The following is a 19,167-nucleotide window of genomic DNA, read 5'->3' as shown; positions in this document are numbered from 1 at the left end:
CCCCATCGTCAGGCGCAGACGCGATTTCGACCGAGGCCCTTCGCCTGATAAAGTCGCTTGTCCGCACGCCGGTAAAGCGCATCGCCTTTTTCCTCGCCGTCCCAGACGGCAAGGCCCACGCTGGCGGTCACTTTCAGTCTGATATTGCCGTTGGAGACGGTCAGCGAAGAAATCGCCTTTCGCACCCTTTCGGCAAAGGCGATCAGGCGCGCATCGTCCAGATCGGCGGCCAGAATGGCGAATTCCTCGCCGCCCAGCCGCGCCACCACGTCATGATAGCGCGTCAGTTCGCGCAGGCACCCGGCCACCTCCTTCAACACCTTGTCGCCGATGTCGTGGCCATGCGTGTCGTTGACGCCCTTGAAGTGGTCGAGATCGATGATCATCAGCCCGACGGGACGGTCGATCCGGCCGAAGGCCAGGAGATATTCACGCAGGGCCTCGTCGAAAAACCGCCTGTTCTGCATACCCGTCAGCCCGTCGGTCAGCGCGGCATGTTCGAGCGTTTCGGAACGCGCGCTCAGCTTTTCGGTCATCGCACGCAATTTACCCTCTTCCTGCACCTGTTGACGGATCAGCGGATAGATGAAGAAGGCGCCGAAGAAGATGGCCGTGGCCAAAAGCACGCTGATCGCGAAAAGCAGTCTGGCAAGATGGGTGATCTGCGTCCCGTCGATCGTCGTCTCATTGAGTGACTGCAACACTCCATAGGTGTGGAACGTCGTCACGCTGGCGGCGATGACGACGGTTATAAAGACGAAAAAGGCCAGTTCGGCTTGATGGAACCGCATGCAGTCCTCGACCCACGAAGGCAACCAGACTGACGTATCAGTCCTTATCCCAGGTTAACATCGGCAGTATCATCTGGCAGTTCGAAATATGGCAAAATGATTTCAAAACACTGAATTAAAAAGGGATTTAGAAAAATCGAGGATTGGACGAAAATTAATTTTCGCGTTTAACGCGAGCGATTAGCAGTCAGGTTGCGGTCCGGTCCCAATCCGGTGTCAACTGATTGCGGAACCAGGTATCCTGGCGCTTGGCATATTGCCGCGTCGCCGCCTTCGCGCGCTCGATCGCAGCCGAAAGTTGCGACCGTCCGCCCAGAACGTCGCCAAGCTCGCGCACGCCGATCGCCTTCATGGCCGGCAGCGTCGGCGATAATTCCATGGCGAGAATATCCCGAACCTCGTCCAGCGCACCTGCCTCAATCATCTGGTCGAAACGCCGATCGATATTGGCGCGCAGTCGGTCCCGGTCGGGCTGGAGGACGATCTTGCGGGCACGGTCGGCGTCGATGATCGGCACGGAGCGATCACTCTGCCAGTCGATGATCGAGCGGCCGGATACGTCGAAAACCTCCAGCGCGCGGACGATTCGCTGGCCGTCACCGGGACGTAGCCGTTCTGCTGCGATCGGATCGCACTCCTTGAGCCCGCGGTGAAGCGCTTCTGCGCCCTCCTCCCTCAAGGCACCGCGCCATTTTTCCCGGATCGGCGCGGGGATATCCGGCATCTCGGACAGGCCCTGCGTCAGCGCGCGGAAATAAAGACCCGTTCCGCCCACGAAAACGCATGGCCGGCTTTCCGTGTCGACCTCCCTCACATCCCGCACCCATTGCGCCACCGAATAGGCCGACGACGGATCGACATGCCCGAAAAGCCGATGCGGAACGGCCGCTTCGTCGGCTTCGCCCGGTCTGGCGGTGAGAATGCGCAGGACGGAGTAGACCTGCATGGAATCGGCATTGACGATGACGCCGCCGATCTGCCCTGCGATCTCCATCGCCAGGCGCGACTTGCCGCTGGCGGTCGGCCCCGCTATCAGAACCGCATCCTTCACCTGTGTCCTGCCTGTTCTGGAAAGTTCGCCATGCCGTTCGTTGCCGTCCTGATCTCACACCCGGCTCGCCCGGCGGTAACTGTCGAACTGGCCAATACGGCGGCAGCCACCCTCAACGCAAGCGCTTCACCGCGCTGGCTCAGCGAAGGCATCGCCTGCGAGATCGATCTGCCGGCAGGCATGGCCGCGGCTGCGGCGCTGATCGCCTTACGTTCGCTGGCGGTGCCGAGCCCCGTCGACGTCGCCGTCGTCGATACCTTTCACCGTCGCAAATCGATCCTGATCGCGGACATGGATTCGACCATGATCGATCAGGAATGCATCGACGAACTGGCCGACGTGATCGGCATCAAGGCGCATGTCGCCGCCATCACCGCGCGCGCCATGAATGGCGAGATCGCGTTCGAACCCGCTTTGCGCGAGCGTGTCGCACTCTTGCGCGATCTCGACGCGGCGGTCATCGACAAGGTCATCGCCGAGCGCATCACTCTGGCGTCGGGCGCACGAGAACTGGTTGCAACCATGAACGCGAATGGAGCGGCAACGGCGCTCGTTTCCGGCGGCTTCGAAAGCTTCACCAGCCGCGTCGCCGCCAATCTCGGGTTTCACGAACATCGCGCAAACACTCTTCTCGTCGCCGATGGCAGGCTGACCGGACAGGTCGCAGAGCCGATCCTCGGCAAGGAAGCCAAGGCCGACGCGTTGCGCGACCTCGTTTCACGTAGGAACGTCACCTCGAACGATGTCCTCGCGGTCGGCGACGGCGCCAACGATCTCGACATGATCCGCATCGCGGGCATGGGCGTGGCGCTTCATGCCAAGCCATCTGTGGCCGCTGAAGCCGGCATCCGCATCGACCATGGCGACCTGACCGCCCTCCTCTACCTTCAGGGATACCGGCAGGCCGAGTTCGCCGCATGATGTTCGAGACGCAGCGACTGCTTTTACGCAACTGGCGGGACGAAGACCGCGCGGCGTTCCATCGGCTGAATTCGGATGAGCGGATCATGCGCTTCTTCCCCTTCCGCCGCACGCGCGCGGAAGCCGACGCGGTGATGGACCGTGTGCGGACGGAAATGGAGCGGAACGGTATCGGATTCGGCGCCGCCGAGTTGAAGGCGACCGGCGAAACCATCGGCTTTCTCGGACTGAACCGCGTTGCCGACCTGTCGCCTGCGCTCGACGGCAGCGTCGAGATCGGCTGGCGGCTTCTGCCCGAACATTGGGGCCAAGGTTACGTGACTGAAGCGGCCCGCGCCTGGGTGGCGCACGGTTTCGATACGGTCGGTGCCGATGAGATCGTGGCCTTCGCGGTCCGCGAGAACGCACCGTCTATCGCTGTCATGAAGCGGCTCGGCATGGTCGCCGATCCTTCGCGCGACTTCGATCATCCGCGGGTTCCGAACGAACATGCGGCCCTCAGGCCGCATGTCGTCTATTCTCTCAAACCGGACGCGATCAATCGATCCGGAGCGTGACGAAGCGCAATTCGCCGGTCGGTGAGGCGAGCATCAAAAGTGCGTTGCGCCGCCCCTGCTGTTCGAGTGCATCGATACGCGCCTGAACGTCTTCGGGCGTCGAAACGGCTTCCTGCGCGATTTCCGTGATGACCTCGCCGGCGGTGATGTTGCGCTCGGCGGCCTGCGAACCGGACGAGACATCCATGACGACGACGCCGGAAATGCCCTCAGCGATGCCGAATTCGCCACGCGAACCGTCATCGAGCGAGGCCAGCGTCATGCCCAGGACCTCGACAGTCTCGGCAGTAGCCTCGCCGTCATCGGTATCTTCGTCGGGCGTCACCACGCCGCCTTCCGCCATCTGCTCGCTGTCCTCGAGGCGACCGAGCGTCACGCGCACGGTCTGCTCCTCGCCGCGCCGCACGATCACGACATCGACCTCCTCGCCCACCGGACTTTCCGCCACGATGCGCGGCAGATCGCGCATCTGACGGATCGGCCGGTCGTTGAAGGAAAGGATCACGTCGCCGGGCTGGATGGTCCCGTCATCGACCGGGCCGCCATCGATCACGCCTGCGACCAGCGCGCCGGCGGTGTTGTCCATGCCGAGGCTTTCGGCGATGTCGTCGGTGACCGGCTGGATGCGCACGCCGAGCCAGCCGCGCCGCGTTTCCCCGAACTCGCGCAACTGGCTGATGACGTTCGTCGCCAATTGCGAGGGGATCGCGAAACCGATGCCGATCGAACCGCCGGACGGCGAGATGATGGCGGTGTTGATGCCGATGACGTTGCCATGCATGTCGAAGAGCGGACCGCCGGAATTGCCGCGGTTGATGGCGGCGTCCGTCTGGATGAAATCGTCGTAGCGACCGGCATTGATGTCACGCCCCCGCGCCGAGACGATGCCGACCGTCACGGAACCGCCGAGCCCGAACGGATTGCCCACGGCCATGACCCAATCGCCGATGCGGATCGCTTGCGAATCTCCGAAATCGACCGCCGTCAGTTCGCGGGCGGACGGATCGACCTTGAGCACGGCAAGATCCGTCTCCGGGTCCGCACCGACGAGTTCGGCAGGCAAGGTGCCGCCATCGGCGAAGTTCACTTCGATCTGGTCGGCATCGGCGATGACATGGTTGTTGGTGATGACGATGCCTTCCTCGGCATCGATCACGAAGCCCGAGCCGAGCGACTGCATGGGGCGGCCGGACGGCCCGCCCTCCTGCTGCTGATTGAAGAACTCGTCGAAGAATTCCTGGAAAGGCGAACCTTCCGGCAATTGCGGCACCGGCACATTGCGCTGCCCGCGTGTGCTGGGTGCGCTTTGCGATGTCGAGATGTTGACGACGGCATCCAGAAGTCCCTCGGCCAGGTCGGCCACGGAGGCCGGTCCTTGCTGGTTCGGCTGGGCGCTGCCGGCTTCCGGTTGCGCCTGCGCGAGGGCCTGCGTCGCGGGGGCGGCAAGTCCCGTCAATCCGAGCGCTGCGATGGATACGCCGACGGTGAGTTTCCGGCGGATCGAGATTTTGATGGTCATCAGGCAGTTTCTCCCAGAGCGCGTTCTGCTGCGCATTGATCCGGCCAATTGCGGCGCGTTTGCGACCCTCTCAGCCCTTGACGAACCAGATGAGACAAACGCCGGCCACCATCGCAACGAGGCCGACCGAGCGCAAGGTGCTCTCGGGCAGCTCCACGACTTGTGAAGCGAGACGTTTCACCGCGGACGGCATTCCGCCGTAGAAAAAGCCCTCGATCACGAAAACGAGACCGAGGGCTATCAAAAATTCCGACACGAACGACGCTTTAAGGCTGTGTTGCGCCGGTCGTCAGGTCCGCACCCGCGGCAGGCGGCGCCGGTTGCGGCTGCGCCGGGCTCTCCCCTTGCGGTGCGCGGCCGGCTGCACTGCCGAAGAAGCGGAAGAACTCCGTATCCGGCGACAGGACCATCGTCGTCGCATCGCCGTTCAGCGCATTCGTGTAGGCCGTCATCGAACGGTAGAATTCGAAAAACTCCGGGTCGCGCGTGAAGGCGTCGGCGAAGATCGAATTGCGCTCGGCCTCGCCCTCGCCTCGAAGGATTTCCGATTCGCGACGCGCGTCCGCGACGATCTCGACGACCTCACGATCTGCGCGAGCGCGGATACGCTGAGCAGCTTCACGGCCGCGAGCGCGCAGACGCTCGGCTTCGGCAAGACGCTCAGCGCGCATGCGCTCATAGGTCTGTTGCGAGACCTCCGCGGTCAGGTCCGTGCGGCGAATGCGCACATCGGTGATCTCGAGACCGAGCGACGTCGCGTCCGGGCGAAGTTGATCGCGAACTTCGCGCATCATCGAGGAACGCTCGTCCGAGAGTGCCGCTTCGAAACCGCGCAGACCGTAGACCCGGCGCAGCGACGCGTCGAGACGAGTGCGCAGCCGCTGTTCGGCAAGCGGCACACTGCCCGAAACCGCCTGGCGGAAACGACGCGCATCGGCGATGCGGTATGCGATGAAAGCGTCGACTTCATAGAACCGGCCGCCCGAGACCTGAACGCGGATGTCGTCGAGATCGAAGCGCATCACGCGATCCTCGATCATCTGGACGCTGTCGGCCTCGGCGAAGCCGAACGGCAGCTTGAAATAGAGCCCCGGCTCCGTCTTGACGTCCACGATCTCGCCGAAGCGCAGCACGATCGCCTGTTGGCGCTCATTGACCACGAAGAACGAGGAATAGGCGAGAATCAGAAGCGCCAGGACGACGATGGCGATGATGGGAAGACGATTTGCCATCAGTTTGCCCCTCCCTGGGTCGATGCGGTCGTTGGATTGCGGCGTGCGTCGAGTTCGGGCAGCGGCAGATAGGGCACGACGCCCTGCGCGCCGTTGGCGCCCTGCTCGACGATCACCTTGTTGGAGGTGCGCAGCACGCCTTCCATCGTTTCGATGAACAGGCGCTGACGCGTCACTTCGGGAGCCTTGGCGTATTCATCATAGACGGAAATGAAGCGTTGCGCCTCGCCTCGCGCTTCCTGCACGACGCGGTTGCGATAGGCGGCCGCCTCTTCGCGAACCTGAGCGGCCTCACCGCGTGCAGCGCCGAGCTGCTGGTTGGAGTACTGGTTGGATTCCTCGACGAAGCGGTCCTCGTCCTGCTCGGCACGCTGAACTTCCTCGAACGCGTCCGCCACTTCACGCGGCGGCGCCGCATCCTCGATCGAGATCGCGTTGATCGCCAGACCCGCGCCGTAATCGGTCACGGACGTTTCCATGATCTCGCGAACTTCTTCCGCGATGCCCTGACGATCGTCGCGAAAGATGTCCTGCGCGGGCCGGCGGCCGACCACCTCGCGCATGGCGCTTTCCGCGACCTGCCGCAGCATGTCGTTGGGCTCGGCCACATTGAAAAGATAATCGCGCGGCTCGGCGACCTGATACGCGACCGAAAACCGGACGTCGACGATGTTCTGGTCCCCCGACAGCATAAGACCCGTCGAGGTTCCGCCGGAGCGCGGGTCGCCGATCTGGACAAGTTGCTCGGCAACGGTGGCTCGCTCGACGGTTTCGACCGGCCACCAGTGGAAGTGCAGGCCCGGCTCGGAAATCTCGTCCTTCGGCTTGCCGAAGCGCAATTCGACCGCAAGCTCGTCCGGCTGGACGGTATAGACCGCCTGAAACAGCCACAGGCCCGCGATCACGACCGCGCCGATGCCGATCATGGCCGGGCTCACGCCGCCGCCACCGCCACCGGGAAACGCCTGTTTCAATCGGTCCTGCCCGCGGCGAATGATGTCTTCGAGATCGGGAGGCGTGCCTTGCGGACCGCCCGGACCACGCGGCCCCTGGCCCCATGGACCGCCGCCGCCATTATTGCCACCGCCGCCGCCCCATGGGCCGCCGCCATTGCCGCCGCTTTGATTGTTCCAGGGCATGAACTTCCTCTTGTTCTGAATTCTCAGCGTTGCGGCGGAACCTCCGACGCGAACCAACGTTACAAATCGTTATAAGGGGCCATCCGTGCCGTTTCAACGCATTGACGGACGATACGCTGTTTTAGCGGCCCTTGGTCGCGGCCAGACGGTGATAGATCACATACTCGGTGGCATGGCTATCCCGTTCGGCGGCCGGAATCGTTTCCGAATGACCGCGTCTCCAGACGTGCGGATCTATAAGGGGAAAGAACGTATCTCCCTCAATAGCGTCCAGCACATGCGTCACATGAAGGACATCCGCTATCTCGATCGCTTCGGCGAAGATCTGGCCTCCACCGATCACGCAGATTTCATCTGGATGTTCGCCTGCCGCGATCGATAACGCTTCTTCCAAAGAGCCTGCGCGAACGGCTCCCTCATCGGCGAAATCCCGGCTTTTCGTGATCACGATATTCGTGCGCCCCGGCAGCGGGCGCCTGGGAAAGCTTTCCCATGTCTTGCGCCCCATCACGATCGGCTTGCCGAGCGTCAGCGCCTTGAAACGCTTCAGGTCGCTCGACAGCCGCCACGGCAGATCACCGTTGCGGCCGATGACGCCGTTTTCGGCCATAGCGACATAGATGCCGACCGGCGGATGCGTCATGCCCGCCATCAGACCGCGATCGGGGCCTTGATGGACGGCTCCGCCACATAATTTTCGAGCCGGAAATCCTCGAACCGGAAATCGTAGAGGCTCGTCACCTCGCGGTTCAGATGCATGACCGGCAGGGCGTGGGATTTCCGGGACAATTGCTCGCGCGCCTGGTCGAAATGGTTCGAATAAAGATGCGCATCGCCCAGCGTATGCACAAAATCACCGGCTTTCAGTCCGGTCACCTGCGCGATCATCATCGTCAGGAGCGCGTAGGACGAGATGTTGAACGGCACGCCGAGGAAGATGTCGGCCGAGCGCTGATAAAGCTGGCACGACAGCCGCCCGTTCGCGACATGGAACTGGAACAGGCAGTGACAGGGCGGCAAGGCCATCTGGTCGACCTCGGCCGGATTCCAGGCCGACACGATGAGCCTGCGCGAGTCCGGGTTGGTCCTGATCTGGTTGACCAGATTGCCGAGTTGATCGATCGAACCGCCGTCGGGCTTCGGCCAGGATCGCCACTGTTTGCCGTAGACCGGTCCGAGTTCGCCGTTTTCATCGGCCCATTCGTCCCAGATCTTCACGCCGTTTTCGTTCAGATAGCGAATGTTCGTATCGCCCGCGACGAACCACAAGAGTTCGTGGATAATCGATTTCAGATGCAGTTTTTTGGTCGTCAGGACGGGAAAGCCGCGCTCCAGATCGAACCGCATCTGATGTCCGAACACGCCGCGCGTGCCGGTGCCCGTGCGGTCACCCCGGTCCACACCTTTTTCAAGGACATGGCGCAAAAGGTCGAGATATTGCCGGTCGACATCGTTCCCGGGGGCATCCGCTCGCTGCAACATCCATTTCTCCGGATCGTTTCTCGTGTCGATATCCGATTCTGCCCGTCACGACCATGGATCGCCGGTTTCGTCGGCAACGGAAAACCCTTCTCCCGGTTGTCCCCGCTCCGCCTGTGCAAAAGCCCTCCGAAGCCTGTGGATAGCTGTGGACAGCCTGTGCATGCCCGCTAAAGCGCTTCGAGCCGACCCAGTTGCTTGGCGACCAGATAATAGAACGTCACGCGCCGCTTTTCACCGTCGCCATCCATGGCCAGCGCCGCCATTTCCGTCGCAAGGTGGCATTTTTCGCCGTCGCTGCAGCCAAGTCTGCCGGAACACCATTTGTCGCGCACTCGTGCGATTTGCCGGCTTTCCTGCGGATCGATGTGAACGGAGCGGGGATTCCTGAGCGCCACGCCCAGATATTTCACAATGCGCTCGACTGCTTCGGCATCGGCCGTCGGATCGTAGCGGCGGATATCAGCGAGATGATCGTCCATCATCCCTCCCTGTAGCCAGCGCCCCCGCCTGCTGACTGACGCCGCGCCGCCCTCCTGTCAAGACGCCGCAGCCTTGCCAATCGCCGGCAAACCACCTATTTGTGAACTGCCGTCGCAAGGCGGCTATGGTGCTAAACCGACTGTGCAATAGATGGACCGGACGCGGTTTCGAAACCGCCACCTCCACCAGGAACCCGCCGGCCGCTCGTCAAATCCGACGGGCTGCTGATGGGGGTGAAATGGGATCGACGGACGTTGAAAGACAGTACGCTGTACCCGGCATGGTACCACCGTCATCGGGCTACAATAGTAGTTGCAAACGACAACTATGCGGAAGCACGTCTCGCAGCGTAAGCTGTGCGATCGCTTCAAATTAAGCCCTAGGGGTTCGCACTTCTAGGCGGGGTTCGGAGGTACCTGGCAACAGAAACCTCCACTTCCTCCTCCCCGACGCCGCGTACCGTGCATGAAACATGCCTGCGCGCCCGTGATTTTCTTCCTTCGAAAAAGACGGCAAACCCCTCCAATGAATAGATTTTTTGTGCTGACCGGCGGTCCCGGATCGGGCAAGACGACGCTTGCGAACGCCCTTGAACGCAATGGCCTTCACGTCATGCCCGAGGCTGGCCGAACGGTCATGACGGCACGGCAGGCTACCGGCTTGCCCCCGCGCGGAGACGATCCCGCCCATTTCGCGGATTTGATGCTCGCGCTCGATCTGGAGAATTTCGAAACCGCGCGACACCTTGCCGGGCCGGTGCTTTTCGACCGCGGAATGCCCGATCTCATCGGCTATCTTCGCCTGATGGGATATGCCGTTCCCACCCGTCTTTTCGAAGCGGCAAAGCGACACCGCTACAATCGCCGCATATTTCTTGCCCCGCACTGGCCGCAGATCTACGCCACGGACAGCCAGCGCGACCAGTCCCCCGCCGAGGCGCTGGAGACCTGCCTTTGCATCGCCGCCGCCTATCGTGAACTCGGCTACGAAACCGTCGAACTGCCGCTTTGCGACGTTGTAACCCGCGCCGCCTTCGTCCAGCATGTGATCGCGGGCGCCGCGCCGATCCGCTGAATCCGGTTTACGTCCGCATCAAGCTTGACTACACCATGAGCGAAACGATTCAGGACACGCAGGCGACCAATGGCCGAAGACTTGATACGCTACGACATTCTTGCGCAGGAAGCCTTGCGCGGCGTCATGCGCAAGGTCCTTGGCGAAGTGTCGAAGACTGGCCTGCCGGGCAACCATCATTTCTTCATTACCTTCCTGACGCGTGCGCCCGGCGTGCGCATTTCAAGCCGCCTGCGCGAGCGCTATCCCGACCAGATGACCATCGTGGTCCAGTTTCAGTATTGGGACCTGAAGGTCACCGATAGCGGCTTCGAGATCGGTCTGTCCTTCGCCGACGTGCCGGAAAAGCTCGAAATCCCCTTCTCGGCGGTACGCGGTTTTTACGATCCTTCGGTCAATTTCGAACTGGAGTTCGACGTTCGGGCCGAGGAAGACGGCGAGGAAGCGCCGGTACCTCCCATCGAGCCCGTCACCGATCTCAAACCTGTTCCCGCGCCTGCCAAGAAGCCGGCAGCGAAAAAGGCCGAAAAGATCGAACTCGCGTCGAAGGACGACGAGGCTGGCGAGAAGTCCTCCGAGACCGCCGGCGCACAGGTCGTCTCCCTCGACGCGTTCCGCAAGAAATAGCGAGCCGGAAGACCGATGGGCGAGATCGTCAACCTACGCATGGCGCGTAAGCGTCTCAAGCGCAGGGACGATGAAATCCGCGCCGACGAGAACCGCCGTCGCCACGGTCGCACAATTGCCGAGAAGGAACTGGAGCGCCGCGAGATCGAGGCACGGCAAAGCCATCTCGATGCGCACCGCCTTGGCCGCGACGACGAAAAATGAGCGGCGTCACGAAGCGTTCGTTGTCCATTCGCGGCCACAGCACGAGCATTTCCCTCGAGGATGGATTTTTCGACGAACTGATGCGGATTGCCCGTGACCGCTCGCTGTCCTTCGCAGCGTTGGTGGCCGAAATCGACGAGCGGCGCGACCGGCGAACCAATCTGTCATCCGCCTTGCGGCTTTACGTTCTGGACGATCTGAAATCTCGACGGGCGTGATCAGGGCTGCATCTGGAAGGGCGGGGCGTTTCGGCCCAGCAACCCTTCGATGGTGAGGCTTTCAGGCTGGAACGGATCGGCCGGCGCGGGGGCCGGTTGCGTCTCGCCGTCGTCGCTCGGCTGGTATTGGCGCAGGAACTCCTCCACGTCGAATCGCAGCCTGTCCGGCGCCGGCTCTGGCGTCGGTCGCGACGCCTCCTCTTCTGCTCGGCGCTGTTCCTCTTCTGCGGCGCGACGCGCCTCCGCTTCGGCCGTCTCGCGTGCGACGCGCGCGGCCTCGGCCCGCAGCCACGCTTCCGCCTCGTCCCGGCGTCGTTCCTCGATGCGTTCGAGCCGTGCGCTTTCCAGCGCCGCGAAATAGCGGTTTTCCCGGCGCAGTCTCTGCCCCTCGAGCAGGCCCGCCTGCATCGCCTCGACCCGCGCCTGCTCGATCTCCAGCGCGCGCTGGATCAGGAACTGGGCAAGCGGTTGCGTGTCGAACCGCACATCTGGATCGCTCGGCGGTCCGTCGAGCAGGATGCGGATCGAAGGCGAAGAACCGACGAGTTCCTCGTCTCCGGCGTCGAAGGCCATGAGCGCATCGAGTGCGATGCTGCCTTGGGAAAGGTCGCCGCGCAAATCGACCGTCAAATCCGCGCCGTCGCCGGAAAGCCGGATCGGCGGCGCACGCACCTGGCCGCCGGCAATCGAAAGCGCGACCTGTCCCGGCGCAGCCTCGTAACGTCCGCGAGAGATGATGCCCGGTGCGAATCCGGTGGTCTGCGCCTCGTCGATGTCGCGGCCGATCCGGTCGGCCTCGGCGATCAGCGCCGGAAAGGCGCTCCCATCCAGCCCCTCGACGCCAAACGCCGGCACGGTCAGGCTCGCGGTGCCCGAAAGCGCGCGCACCATGGAATCGAGTGTCCTGCCGCTCGCCGTCACGACACTTGAAAGATCGAAGCGTCCGTCGAGAGCCGGCTGTCCCAAGGCATCGGAGAGCGAGGCGTCCGACAGTGAAAACTGCGCCGACAGGAGGCCCGTGCCCGCATTGTTTGCAAGTTCGGCGAACCCGCGGAGCGTGCCTGCTGCAAGTTGCGCGGTCATGTCGTTGAACCGCAAGCCTTCGCTGCCGTAGCGGATCTCGCCGTTCAGATCGCGCAGAATTTCCGGGCCGATCGATGCGCGAAGCGCGGTCATCGCGATGTTGGCGGTGAAAAGATCGCTGCCAGCCGCAGTGAAAGGCTGCTGCGGATCGGCGGTCGCCTCCTCGCCCAGAACAAGAGACACCAGCCATGCGAGATCGATATCCGGCAGGCCGAGCGATCCCGATACATGCGGACGCGCCTCGCGCATCTCGACATTGAGGTCGCCGCTGAGCGTCTGGTCGAGCGCCGATCCGCTGATGTCGGACAAAACGGCCAGCTTGTTTTGCAGGTCGAGTGTCGCGCGAAGGTCGAGCGGCAGGCCTGCCGTCATGCCCGGCAAGGACACGCCGGCCGTTGCCAGCCAGCCCGACAGATCATCCGCGGCGAGCGTCGTGGTGCCGGCGATCGCCGCGCCGGCGGCATCCAGCCGAACTGTGCCGTCGAACACCGCATCCAGCCCCGCCCCGCGCAGGCGAAGGCTCGCCTCCGCTTCGCGCGCCAGTTCGCCGGACAGGCGCGCCGTCACCTCGGCCGGGCCGACGAAACCGAGCGGCAGCCCCGGCAATCCGGCAAGACCGTAGAGCGCCGCCGGTTCGTCATTGCGCACCGAGACGTTCGCTTCGAGCGGCAGTTCGGCAAGCGGCCGGTTGGTGTAGGGCGTGGTAAGGCTTGCCAGGAATGTCGATCCCCCGAACGAGCCCTCAGCGGTGAGCGTTCCGCCCTCGTTCGGCAAAGCGCTTGCGACAAGGTCGATCCGCGTGTCTTCGAGGAGGCCAGGATAGGCATTCGCGCGCTCGGACAGCTCCGATAGAACGGCGCTTTGCGGCAGCCGACGCGACAATTCCTCGACGAGCGGCGCAAGATCGACCGCAATCACCGACGCATCGACATGGCCGGCCGGATCGGTTCCAAGTCCCGCCAGCGACGCGGTCGCGCTGATATTGGCGCCCGCCAGATCGGTGATCGCCAGCCGGTCCACCTCGACCTGACCGTCGCGAAGGCGCACGGCCGTGTCGAGGGAGCCGGCGACGAGACCGTCGAATTCCACCGGTCCGGCCTTGAGATCGATATCGACGTCGCGTTCCTCGAGCCGCGCCGCGCCCTGTCCGTCGACGAACAGCGACGCGAATGCCCGCATGGCCGGAAGGTCGAGCCGGTCGCCGTCGAGCGCGACGCGCAGCGACGCCGGCGCATCGGCGGGTGTTGCGCTGTCTATCTCGCCACGGAAAATAGCCCCGCCCAATGCCAGTTCCAGCGCGCGGAAGGACTGGCGTTCGCGCGACAACGCCACGTCGGCGCTGAAGCCGCCCGGCGGCAGCCGGCGCACGGTATCGTCCACGTCGCGGGCGAGCCAGGCAGCGAAGCCCGATGGCTGGTTGACGGCAACGAGCAGTTCTCCGTCGAAGCTGAGGTTACCCTGTGTGACCAGATCCCCGTTCGCCTCGATGGTGGAACGACCGGGCAGAACCGCCCGCAGATTGTTGACGCGCCAGCCCGTATCGCTCGGCTCCGCGCTCAATTGCAGGTTGCGGATCATCGTATCGCCCGCCACGAGCGCCGGAAGATTCACCTCCACCGTGCCGGGAATGACGGGTTTGGGAAGCGCACCCAGAACGCGCTCGATCGTCGCCAGCCGCGTTTCGAGGCTGGCCGTGCCGGCGGTCTCTTCCGTCTCGTCGAGCCGTATCTGTGCACCGTCCGCAGCGATGAGAAAGCGTGGTTCGGCGCCGAAGTCGAGCGAGCCGCGTCCGCTCGCGACATAGGGATCGTCTGCCGGGCCGGTCTGATAGGTGAACTCCGGAATGTCGAGCCCGCCATGATCCATCTCGAAACGGCCGGCCACGCGATTGCCCGCCGCCTGCTGCCCCTCCCCGCTTTCGGGTTGAGGCGCGGCCAGTTCGGCGCGAAACTGGCCCGAATAGGTCGATCTTTCATCCGCCACGATCACCGAGCCATCCGTCTCGATCTGAAAGGATGAGCCGAAAGGCGACGCGCGCACGCGAAGCCGCATCGAGCCGTCGGTGAGGGTGCCGGTCGAAAGCGCCAGCGTCGTCGCGACGCCGTCGATCGAAGCGGTTCCGTCGAGCCGCCACGGGCCGGCGAGCGTCTGGGCCGAGACGCGCGCATCGATGTTGGATATCCGGTGCTCGCGCCCGCTCAGCCGGTGCAAAAGCCGCACTTCGCCATCCTCGACGGCGACATTCTCCAGCGTGATCTGTGCATCCGGAAACCCGCTATCCGCTCTCGTCGGCCAATCGAAACGACCGCCCTCCTCGAGCGCGACCGTGACGACGGGGCGTTCGAGGCGCATGTCGAAGATCAGGATTTCCCCGCGCAGGAACGGCGCGAGTTCGACATCCATCTCGAACGTGTCGACATGGATCGCGGGCGCGCCATCGGGACCGCCCGCCACCGTCACATCGCCGAACGTCACCGATGGAAACGGCAGGAGACGGGCGCTGGCCGCGCCTTCCACGGTGACCTCGCGCCCTAGAATCCGGCTGGCCTCGCGCTCGAAATCGGCGCGGTAGGAGGTCCAGTCGACGAAGTACGGCGCGACCAGCGCAACGGACAACGCCAGAACCAGCAAGCCACCGATGAAAACGAAGAGACGTGCCAGCGATCAACTCCAGATCAATAATCTCGCATTCACGGGATAACCTTACCCGCTGGCGCATGTCGATACAGGGGCAAATCCCCGTAATGCTTCACGAATGCGCGCGGGGAAGTATTTTTCCCGGATTCATGATGTTGTGCGGGTCGAGCGCAGCCTTGATCGTGCGCATGTAATCGATGCCCGATCCAAGCTCGTGAACGAGATAGCCGCTCTTGCCCTGACCGACGCCGTGCTCGCCCGTACAGGTTCCGTCCATGCCGATGGCCCGCATGTTGAGCCGTCCGACGAAGGCTTCCGCGCGTTCGACCTCGCCGCGATCCTCCGTATCGATCATCACCTGAACGTGAAAATTACCGTCGCCGACATGTCCCACGATCGGCGCGATCAGGCCGTTGGCGGCGATATCGTTTTCCGTTTCGGTGATGCATTCGGCAAGGCGCGAGATCGGCACGCAGACATCGGTAATCAGCGCGCTTGCGCCCGGCCGCAGCGCCATGCCAGCCCAATAGGCGTTGTGACGTGCTTTCCAGAGCTTCGCGCGGTCCTCGGCGACATTGGTCCACTGGAACGGTCCGCCGCCGAACTCGTCGGCGATCTCGCCGAAGCTTTGCGCTTGTTCGGCCACCCCGCTCTCCGAACCGTGGAATTCGATGAAGAGGCAGGGGCTCTCGCCATAGTCGAGCTTGGAATAAGCATTGATCGAACGCATGCCGAGCGCGTTGATCAGTTCGATCCTGGCGACCGGAATGCCCATCTGGATCGTGGCGATCACCGTCTGGCACGCCGCCTCGATGCTCGGAAACTGACAGACGCCGCCCGAAATCGCCTGCGGAATGCCGTAAAGCTTCAAGGTGAGTTCGGTGATGATGCCGAGCGTGCCCTCTGCCCCGATCAGAAGCCGTGTCAAATCATACCCGGCCGACGATTTGCGCGCGCGCCGCGCGGTCTGCACCACCCGCCCGTCCGGCATGACCGCGCGCAGCGAGATCACATTGTCGCGCATCGTGCCGTAGCGAACCGCATTGGTTCCCGAAGCGCGCGTCGACGCCATGCCGCCGAGGCTTGCATTCGCGCCCGGATCGATCGGGAAGAACAGGCCCGTATCGCGCAGATAGGCATTGAGATCCTCGCGCGTGACGCCCGGCTCGATCGTGCAGTCGAGATCCTCCGCATGGACCGCGACAACACGGTTCATCCGCGACAAATCGACAGAGATGCCGCCGCCCGGCGCGTTGACCTGCCCTTCGAGCGACGTGCCCGTCCCGAACGGAACGATCGGAACGCGGTGCATTGCGCAGAGCTCGACGGCCTCCTGCACGTCAGCCTCGCTGGCCGCGAAGAAAACGCCGTCCGGCAACTGGGACGGAATGTAGCTCGTCGTGTGCGCGTGCTGCCGGCGGATCGCCTCGCCGGTCTGGAACCGCTCGCCGAAGCGGGCGGCGAGTTTGCCGGCGACGACGGTGATCCCGCTCTCGTTTCGTTCGACGCCGACCAGTTCCGCCAGTCCCATCTCGTTCTCCGCCTGCTATCGCTCAAAAGTGGACCACCGCGTGGTGGTTCTGTAACGCTATCGGCTCGTCATGCAAATCACCAAGGAGTTTTCGATGTCGATACCGGCCCCGCTCATGTCCCGAACCATGGAAGTCGAAAAGGACTGGATCGACTATAACGGCCATCTCAACATGGCCTATTACAACGTGCTGTTCGATCGCGGCGCCGACGAAGCCTTCGAAAAGCTCGGCATGGGGCCGCTATATGCCGAAGAGCGCAAGCTGACGACCTACACGGCGGAAATCCATGTCTGCTATGTGCGCGAGTTGCATCTGGGCAATCGGGTCAACGCGACGTTCCAGCTTCTCGATTTCGACGAGAAGCGCTTTCACGTCTTTCAGGAACTGCATCACGTCGATGGCTGGCTTGCCGCGACGTCGGAGGTTTTGACCTTGCATGTCGACATGACCGGTCCGAAAGTCGCGCCCTTCCCCGACGACGTTCTGGCAAACATGAAGGCCATGCACGCCGCCCATGCGGCTTTGCCCAAGCCAGAACGGGCGGGCCGCTCGATCGGCATCAAGCGGAAAAGCTGATCAGCGCTCGCAAAGAAGCCTGGGTCCGCGAAAGGGCTGGTAGCTGCAATCGGACGCCCGGAACGAGCGATAGGCGCGCGAACAGGCCTGCACGTTGCACGCCTGCGCCACCGCGCCGTCACCTGCTTCCGTGCGGGCGATGGCATCGGCGGTCGTTCCCTCGACGAGCGCCTTCCAGATTTCCGCCGGCAGCGAGCCGCCGGTGACGCCCTGCATCGGCGTGTCGTCGTCATTGCCGACCCAGACGCCCGCAACGATATTTTCGGTGAAGCCCACGAACCACGCGTCGCGGTAGTTCTGGCTCGTCCCGGTCTTTCCGGCCGCGAACCCGTCGATCCGTGCCGCCTGCCCCGTGCCCTGCTCGACCACCATGCTCAAAAGCCGGATCATCTCGTCCTGAAAGGGTGAGATGTCGATGTCCGGCTGCCGCGCCGGGCCGATGCGGAATGTCTGCCCCGTCTCGTCGGTGCGAAACCCATCGATGCCCCATGGCTCCACCGGCGCGACGCCGGCAAGGATCGACGCATAGGCCCCTGTCAGGTCGAGCAAGGTGACTTCGGATGCGCCGAGCGCCAGCGCGGGCGTCTCGGTCAGTTCCGCATCGATGCCCAGATCATGAGCGGCGGCGGCGACATGGGCAAGGCCGATTTCCTGCGCGAGCACCACCGTCGCTGCGTTCAGCGAACGCACGAACGCTTCATAAACCGGCACGAGACCATAATAGCGCCCGCCGAAATTCTCCGGCGTCCACCCGTTTATGGTGATCGGCTCGTCTGGCACCAGCGCGCGCGGATCGATGCCGGCCTGAAGCGCGGCGAAGAGGACGAATGTCTTGAAGGTCGAGCCCGGCTGGCGGCGCGCGTCGACGGCCCGGTTGAAAGTGCTCGCCTGATAGTCGCGGCCGCCGACCATCGCCAGTACCGCCCCGTCCGGTCCCAGCGCCACGAGCGCGGCCTGCAAACCGGCGGCCCGCTCACCGGCCGCATCGAGCGTTTCCCGCACGGCCCGGTCCGCCACGGTCTGCAACTGCGGCTCCAGCGTCGTCGCAACATTGATCGTGCCGCGATAATCGGCGGCGATCTCGCGCGCCTCGCGCATCGCCCAGTCGGCAAACCAGCTTCCCGAACGGGCGGCCGGCCTTGCCGGCTGCAACTGCGCGTAAGAGTCCTTGGCGGCCTGCGCCTCTTCGGTGGTGATCTTGCCGTTGGCCGCCATCGCGTCGAGCACGACGCGGGCGCGATCCGCCGCCCGCTCGGCATTCGCGATGGGGTTCAGGACCGACGGCGCGATGATCAGCCCGGCGATGGTCGCCGATTCGGCCAGATCGAGCTCGCCCGGCTCCTTGTCGTAATAGATGCGGGCGGCCGCCGGCACGCCCGTCGCGCCCGCCCCCAGATAGATGTTGTTCAGGTAGCGCGTGAGGATCTGATCCTTGCCGAGGCGGCTTTCGAGCCAGAACGCGATCACGAATTCCTGGATCTTGCGCCGATAGGTCCGGTCCCGCTCCAGATAGGAAATCTTGATGAGCTGCTGCGTGATCGTCGATCCGCCCTGCACGACCTCGCCCGCGTCGAGATTGCGCACGAACGCCCGTGCGATGCCGCGCCAGTCGACGCCCCAGTGCTGATAGAACCGCCGGTCCTCGATGCTGAGCACGGCATCGATCAGATGCTGCGGGAAAGCGTCCAGCGACGTGTACGCGCCTTGGTAGGGCCCTTCCTGCACAAGCGGTGAGCCGTCGGCGCTTTCGAGCACGACGACCGGCGCGATCGACCCGTCGGCGATCTCGTCCCAGGGAACGCCGCGCAGGGCCCAGAAGAGAACGCCCGCGACGACGACGCATCCGGCAAGGCCGAGCACGGCGACAGCCAGCAGGACACGCCGCCGCCAGCTTCGCCGCGCCGCATCGGGTTTCGGCGGCTCGGAAAAGTTCCCGGTGTTCCGCTCGGCAGTTCCACTACTGTCCATATCCACTCTCGATGGCCCTCGATTTCTGTCGAGTAGGCCATATGATGGTCGCTTGCCAAGCCATGCCCGAACGCGT

Annotated in this window: 19 protein-coding genes and 1 other RNA gene; 8 read left to right on the top strand and 12 right to left on the bottom strand. The window is 63.8% G+C overall.

The features are described from left to right. Positions 1-8: 8 nt before the first annotated feature. Positions 9-791, bottom strand: a complete 783-nt coding sequence (locus GTW25_RS14810) for a GGDEF domain-containing protein (RefSeq protein WP_252912996.1) — start codon at positions 789-791, stop codon at positions 9-11. Positions 792-978: 187 nt separating this feature from the next. Next, positions 979-1,842: a tRNA (adenosine(37)-N6)-dimethylallyltransferase MiaA gene (gene miaA / locus GTW25_RS14805; RefSeq protein WP_372493185.1), complete on the bottom strand. Its 864-nt coding sequence runs from the start codon at positions 1,840-1,842 to the stop codon at positions 979-981. A gap of 30 nt (positions 1,843-1,872) precedes the next feature. Here miaA and serB point away from each other — a divergent pair, with 30 nt between their 5' ends. Next, positions 1,873-2,763: a phosphoserine phosphatase SerB gene (gene serB, locus GTW25_RS14800; RefSeq protein ID WP_252912995.1), complete on the top strand. Its 891-nt coding sequence runs from the start codon at positions 1,873-1,875 to the stop codon at positions 2,761-2,763. Beyond that, the gene (locus GTW25_RS14795; protein ID WP_252912994.1) at positions 2,760-3,320 is read left to right on the top strand and encodes a GNAT family N-acetyltransferase; all 561 of its coding nucleotides are present in this window, start codon (positions 2,760-2,762) and stop codon (positions 3,318-3,320) included. The genes serB and GTW25_RS14795 overlap by 4 nt, the downstream gene beginning before the upstream one ends. Here the strand turns inward: GTW25_RS14795 and GTW25_RS14790 are convergent. The 7 genes from GTW25_RS14790 to GTW25_RS14760 form a co-directional block, all read right to left on the bottom strand. Then, positions 3,301-4,839 carry a DegQ family serine endoprotease gene (locus GTW25_RS14790; protein ID WP_252912992.1) on the bottom strand — a complete coding sequence of 513 codons (1,539 nt, stop codon included), beginning with the start codon at positions 4,837-4,839 and terminating at the stop codon, positions 3,301-3,303. The genes GTW25_RS14795 and GTW25_RS14790 overlap by 20 nt on opposite strands. A 70-nt stretch (positions 4,840-4,909) precedes the next feature. After that, on the bottom strand, positions 4,910-5,095 hold the full coding sequence (locus GTW25_RS14785) for a DUF2065 domain-containing protein (protein ID WP_252912990.1): 186 nt from the start codon (positions 5,093-5,095) through the stop codon (positions 4,910-4,912). A gap of 10 nt (positions 5,096-5,105) precedes the next feature. Then, positions 5,106-6,071, bottom strand: a complete 966-nt coding sequence (gene hflC / locus GTW25_RS14780) for a protease modulator HflC (RefSeq protein ID WP_252912989.1) — start codon at positions 6,069-6,071, stop codon at positions 5,106-5,108. Further along, positions 6,071-7,210: an FtsH protease activity modulator HflK gene (hflK, locus tag GTW25_RS14775; protein WP_252912986.1), complete on the bottom strand. Its 1,140-nt coding sequence runs from the start codon at positions 7,208-7,210 to the stop codon at positions 6,071-6,073. The genes hflC and hflK overlap by 1 nt, the downstream gene beginning before the upstream one ends. Before the next feature lie 121 nt (positions 7,211-7,331). Beyond that, entirely contained in the window at positions 7,332-7,853 is a 522-nt protein-coding gene (locus GTW25_RS14770; protein ID WP_252912985.1) for a dihydrofolate reductase, read from the bottom strand. Positions 7,854-7,861: 8 nt separating this feature from the next. After that, complete coding sequence (locus tag GTW25_RS14765) at positions 7,862-8,692, bottom strand: thymidylate synthase (protein WP_252912983.1); 831 nt, start codon at positions 8,690-8,692, stop codon at positions 7,862-7,864. Positions 8,693-8,859: 167 nt separating this feature from the next. Next, positions 8,860-9,171 carry a DUF2853 family protein gene (locus GTW25_RS14760; protein ID WP_252912981.1) on the bottom strand — a complete coding sequence of 104 codons (312 nt, stop codon included), beginning with the start codon at positions 9,169-9,171 and terminating at the stop codon, positions 8,860-8,862. 69 nt (positions 9,172-9,240) lie between these two features. On the opposite strand from GTW25_RS14760, the gene ssrA reads away from it, so the two are divergent. The 5 genes from ssrA to GTW25_RS14735 all read left to right on the top strand — a co-directional run bounded on the left by ssrA (position 9,241) and on the right by GTW25_RS14735 (position 11,295). Next, positions 9,241-9,609, top strand: a transfer-messenger RNA (tmRNA) gene (gene ssrA / locus GTW25_RS14755). 88 nt (positions 9,610-9,697) lie between these two features. Then, on the top strand, positions 9,698-10,246 hold the full coding sequence (locus GTW25_RS14750; RefSeq protein ID WP_252912979.1) for an AAA family ATPase: 549 nt from the start codon (positions 9,698-9,700) through the stop codon (positions 10,244-10,246). Between the two features lie 69 nt (positions 10,247-10,315). Next, a complete protein-coding gene (locus tag GTW25_RS14745; protein ID WP_252912978.1) occupies positions 10,316-10,873 on the top strand; it encodes an SspB family protein in 558 nt (185 codons plus the stop codon). A gap of 15 nt (positions 10,874-10,888) precedes the next feature. Further along, positions 10,889-11,077: a DUF4169 family protein gene (locus GTW25_RS14740; protein ID WP_252912976.1), complete on the top strand. Its 189-nt coding sequence runs from the start codon at positions 10,889-10,891 to the stop codon at positions 11,075-11,077. Then, entirely contained in the window at positions 11,074-11,295 is a 222-nt protein-coding gene (locus GTW25_RS14735) for a ribbon-helix-helix domain-containing protein (protein ID WP_252912975.1), read from the top strand. Before GTW25_RS14740 ends, GTW25_RS14735 begins: the two co-directional genes overlap by 4 nt. On the opposite strand, the gene GTW25_RS14730 is transcribed toward GTW25_RS14735, so the two are convergent. Next, complete coding sequence (locus GTW25_RS14730) at positions 11,296-15,039, bottom strand: AsmA family protein (protein ID WP_290128059.1); 3,744 nt, start codon at positions 15,037-15,039, stop codon at positions 11,296-11,298. 88 nt (positions 15,040-15,127) lie between these two features. Further along, a complete protein-coding gene (locus GTW25_RS14725; RefSeq protein ID WP_252912971.1) occupies positions 15,128-16,546 on the bottom strand; it encodes an FAD-binding oxidoreductase in 1,419 nt (472 codons plus the stop codon). A 94-nt stretch (positions 16,547-16,640) separates the two neighbouring features. Between GTW25_RS14725 and GTW25_RS14720 the strand changes: the two genes are divergently transcribed. Further along, positions 16,641-17,123, top strand: a complete 483-nt coding sequence (locus GTW25_RS14720) for a thioesterase family protein (protein ID WP_252912970.1) — start codon at positions 16,641-16,643, stop codon at positions 17,121-17,123. Here GTW25_RS14720 and GTW25_RS14715 read toward each other — a convergent pair whose 3' ends face one another. Continuing rightward, positions 17,124-19,091 carry a PBP1A family penicillin-binding protein gene (locus tag GTW25_RS14715; RefSeq protein WP_252912968.1) on the bottom strand — a complete coding sequence of 656 codons (1,968 nt, stop codon included), beginning with the start codon at positions 19,089-19,091 and terminating at the stop codon, positions 17,124-17,126. It lies immediately after the preceding gene. Between the last annotated feature and the right edge of the window lie 76 nt (positions 19,092-19,167).

This window comes from Aliihoeflea aestuarii (assembly GCF_024105665.1).
GTDB classification, from domain to species: Bacteria; Pseudomonadota; Alphaproteobacteria; order Rhizobiales; family Rhizobiaceae; genus Aliihoeflea; species Aliihoeflea aestuarii.
This window is presented reverse-complemented; position numbering and strand designations above follow the sequence as displayed.

Excerpts from the sequence above, each read along its gene's own strand:
- GTW25_RS14720 (WP_252912970.1), top strand. The coding sequence starts at position 16,641 with ATGTCGATACCGGCCCCGCTCATGTCCCGAACCATGGAAGTCGAAAAG.
- GTW25_RS14735 (WP_252912975.1), top strand. The coding sequence starts at position 11,074 with ATGAGCGGCGTCACGAAGCGTTCGTTGTCCATTCGCGGCCACAGCACG.
- GTW25_RS14745 (WP_252912978.1), top strand. The coding sequence starts at position 10,316 with ATGGCCGAAGACTTGATACGCTACGACATTCTTGCGCAGGAAGCCTTG.
- GTW25_RS14760 (WP_252912981.1), bottom strand. The coding sequence starts at position 9,171 with ATGGACGATCATCTCGCTGATATCCGCCGCTACGATCCGACGGCCGAT.
- GTW25_RS14790 (WP_252912992.1), bottom strand. The coding sequence starts at position 4,839 with ATGACCATCAAAATCTCGATCCGCCGGAAACTCACCGTCGGCGTATCC.
- GTW25_RS14770 (WP_252912985.1), bottom strand. The coding sequence starts at position 7,853 with ATGACGCATCCGCCGGTCGGCATCTATGTCGCTATGGCCGAAAACGGC.
- GTW25_RS14795 (WP_252912994.1), top strand. The coding sequence starts at position 2,760 with ATGATGTTCGAGACGCAGCGACTGCTTTTACGCAACTGGCGGGACGAA.
- GTW25_RS14725 (WP_252912971.1), bottom strand. The coding sequence starts at position 16,546 with ATGGGACTGGCGGAACTGGTCGGCGTCGAACGAAACGAGAGCGGGATC.
- hflK (WP_252912986.1), bottom strand. The coding sequence starts at position 7,210 with ATGCCCTGGAACAATCAAAGCGGCGGCAATGGCGGCGGCCCATGGGGC.
- GTW25_RS14715 (WP_252912968.1), bottom strand. The coding sequence starts at position 19,091 with ATGGACAGTAGTGGAACTGCCGAGCGGAACACCGGGAACTTTTCCGAG.
- GTW25_RS14810 (WP_252912996.1), bottom strand. The coding sequence starts at position 791 with ATGCGGTTCCATCAAGCCGAACTGGCCTTTTTCGTCTTTATAACCGTC.
- GTW25_RS14750 (WP_252912979.1), top strand. The coding sequence starts at position 9,698 with ATGAATAGATTTTTTGTGCTGACCGGCGGTCCCGGATCGGGCAAGACG.
- hflC (WP_252912989.1), bottom strand. The coding sequence starts at position 6,071 with ATGGCAAATCGTCTTCCCATCATCGCCATCGTCGTCCTGGCGCTTCTG.
- GTW25_RS14740 (WP_252912976.1), top strand. The coding sequence starts at position 10,889 with ATGGGCGAGATCGTCAACCTACGCATGGCGCGTAAGCGTCTCAAGCGC.
- GTW25_RS14765 (WP_252912983.1), bottom strand. The coding sequence starts at position 8,692 with ATGTTGCAGCGAGCGGATGCCCCCGGGAACGATGTCGACCGGCAATAT.
- serB (WP_252912995.1), top strand. The coding sequence starts at position 1,873 with ATGCCGTTCGTTGCCGTCCTGATCTCACACCCGGCTCGCCCGGCGGTA.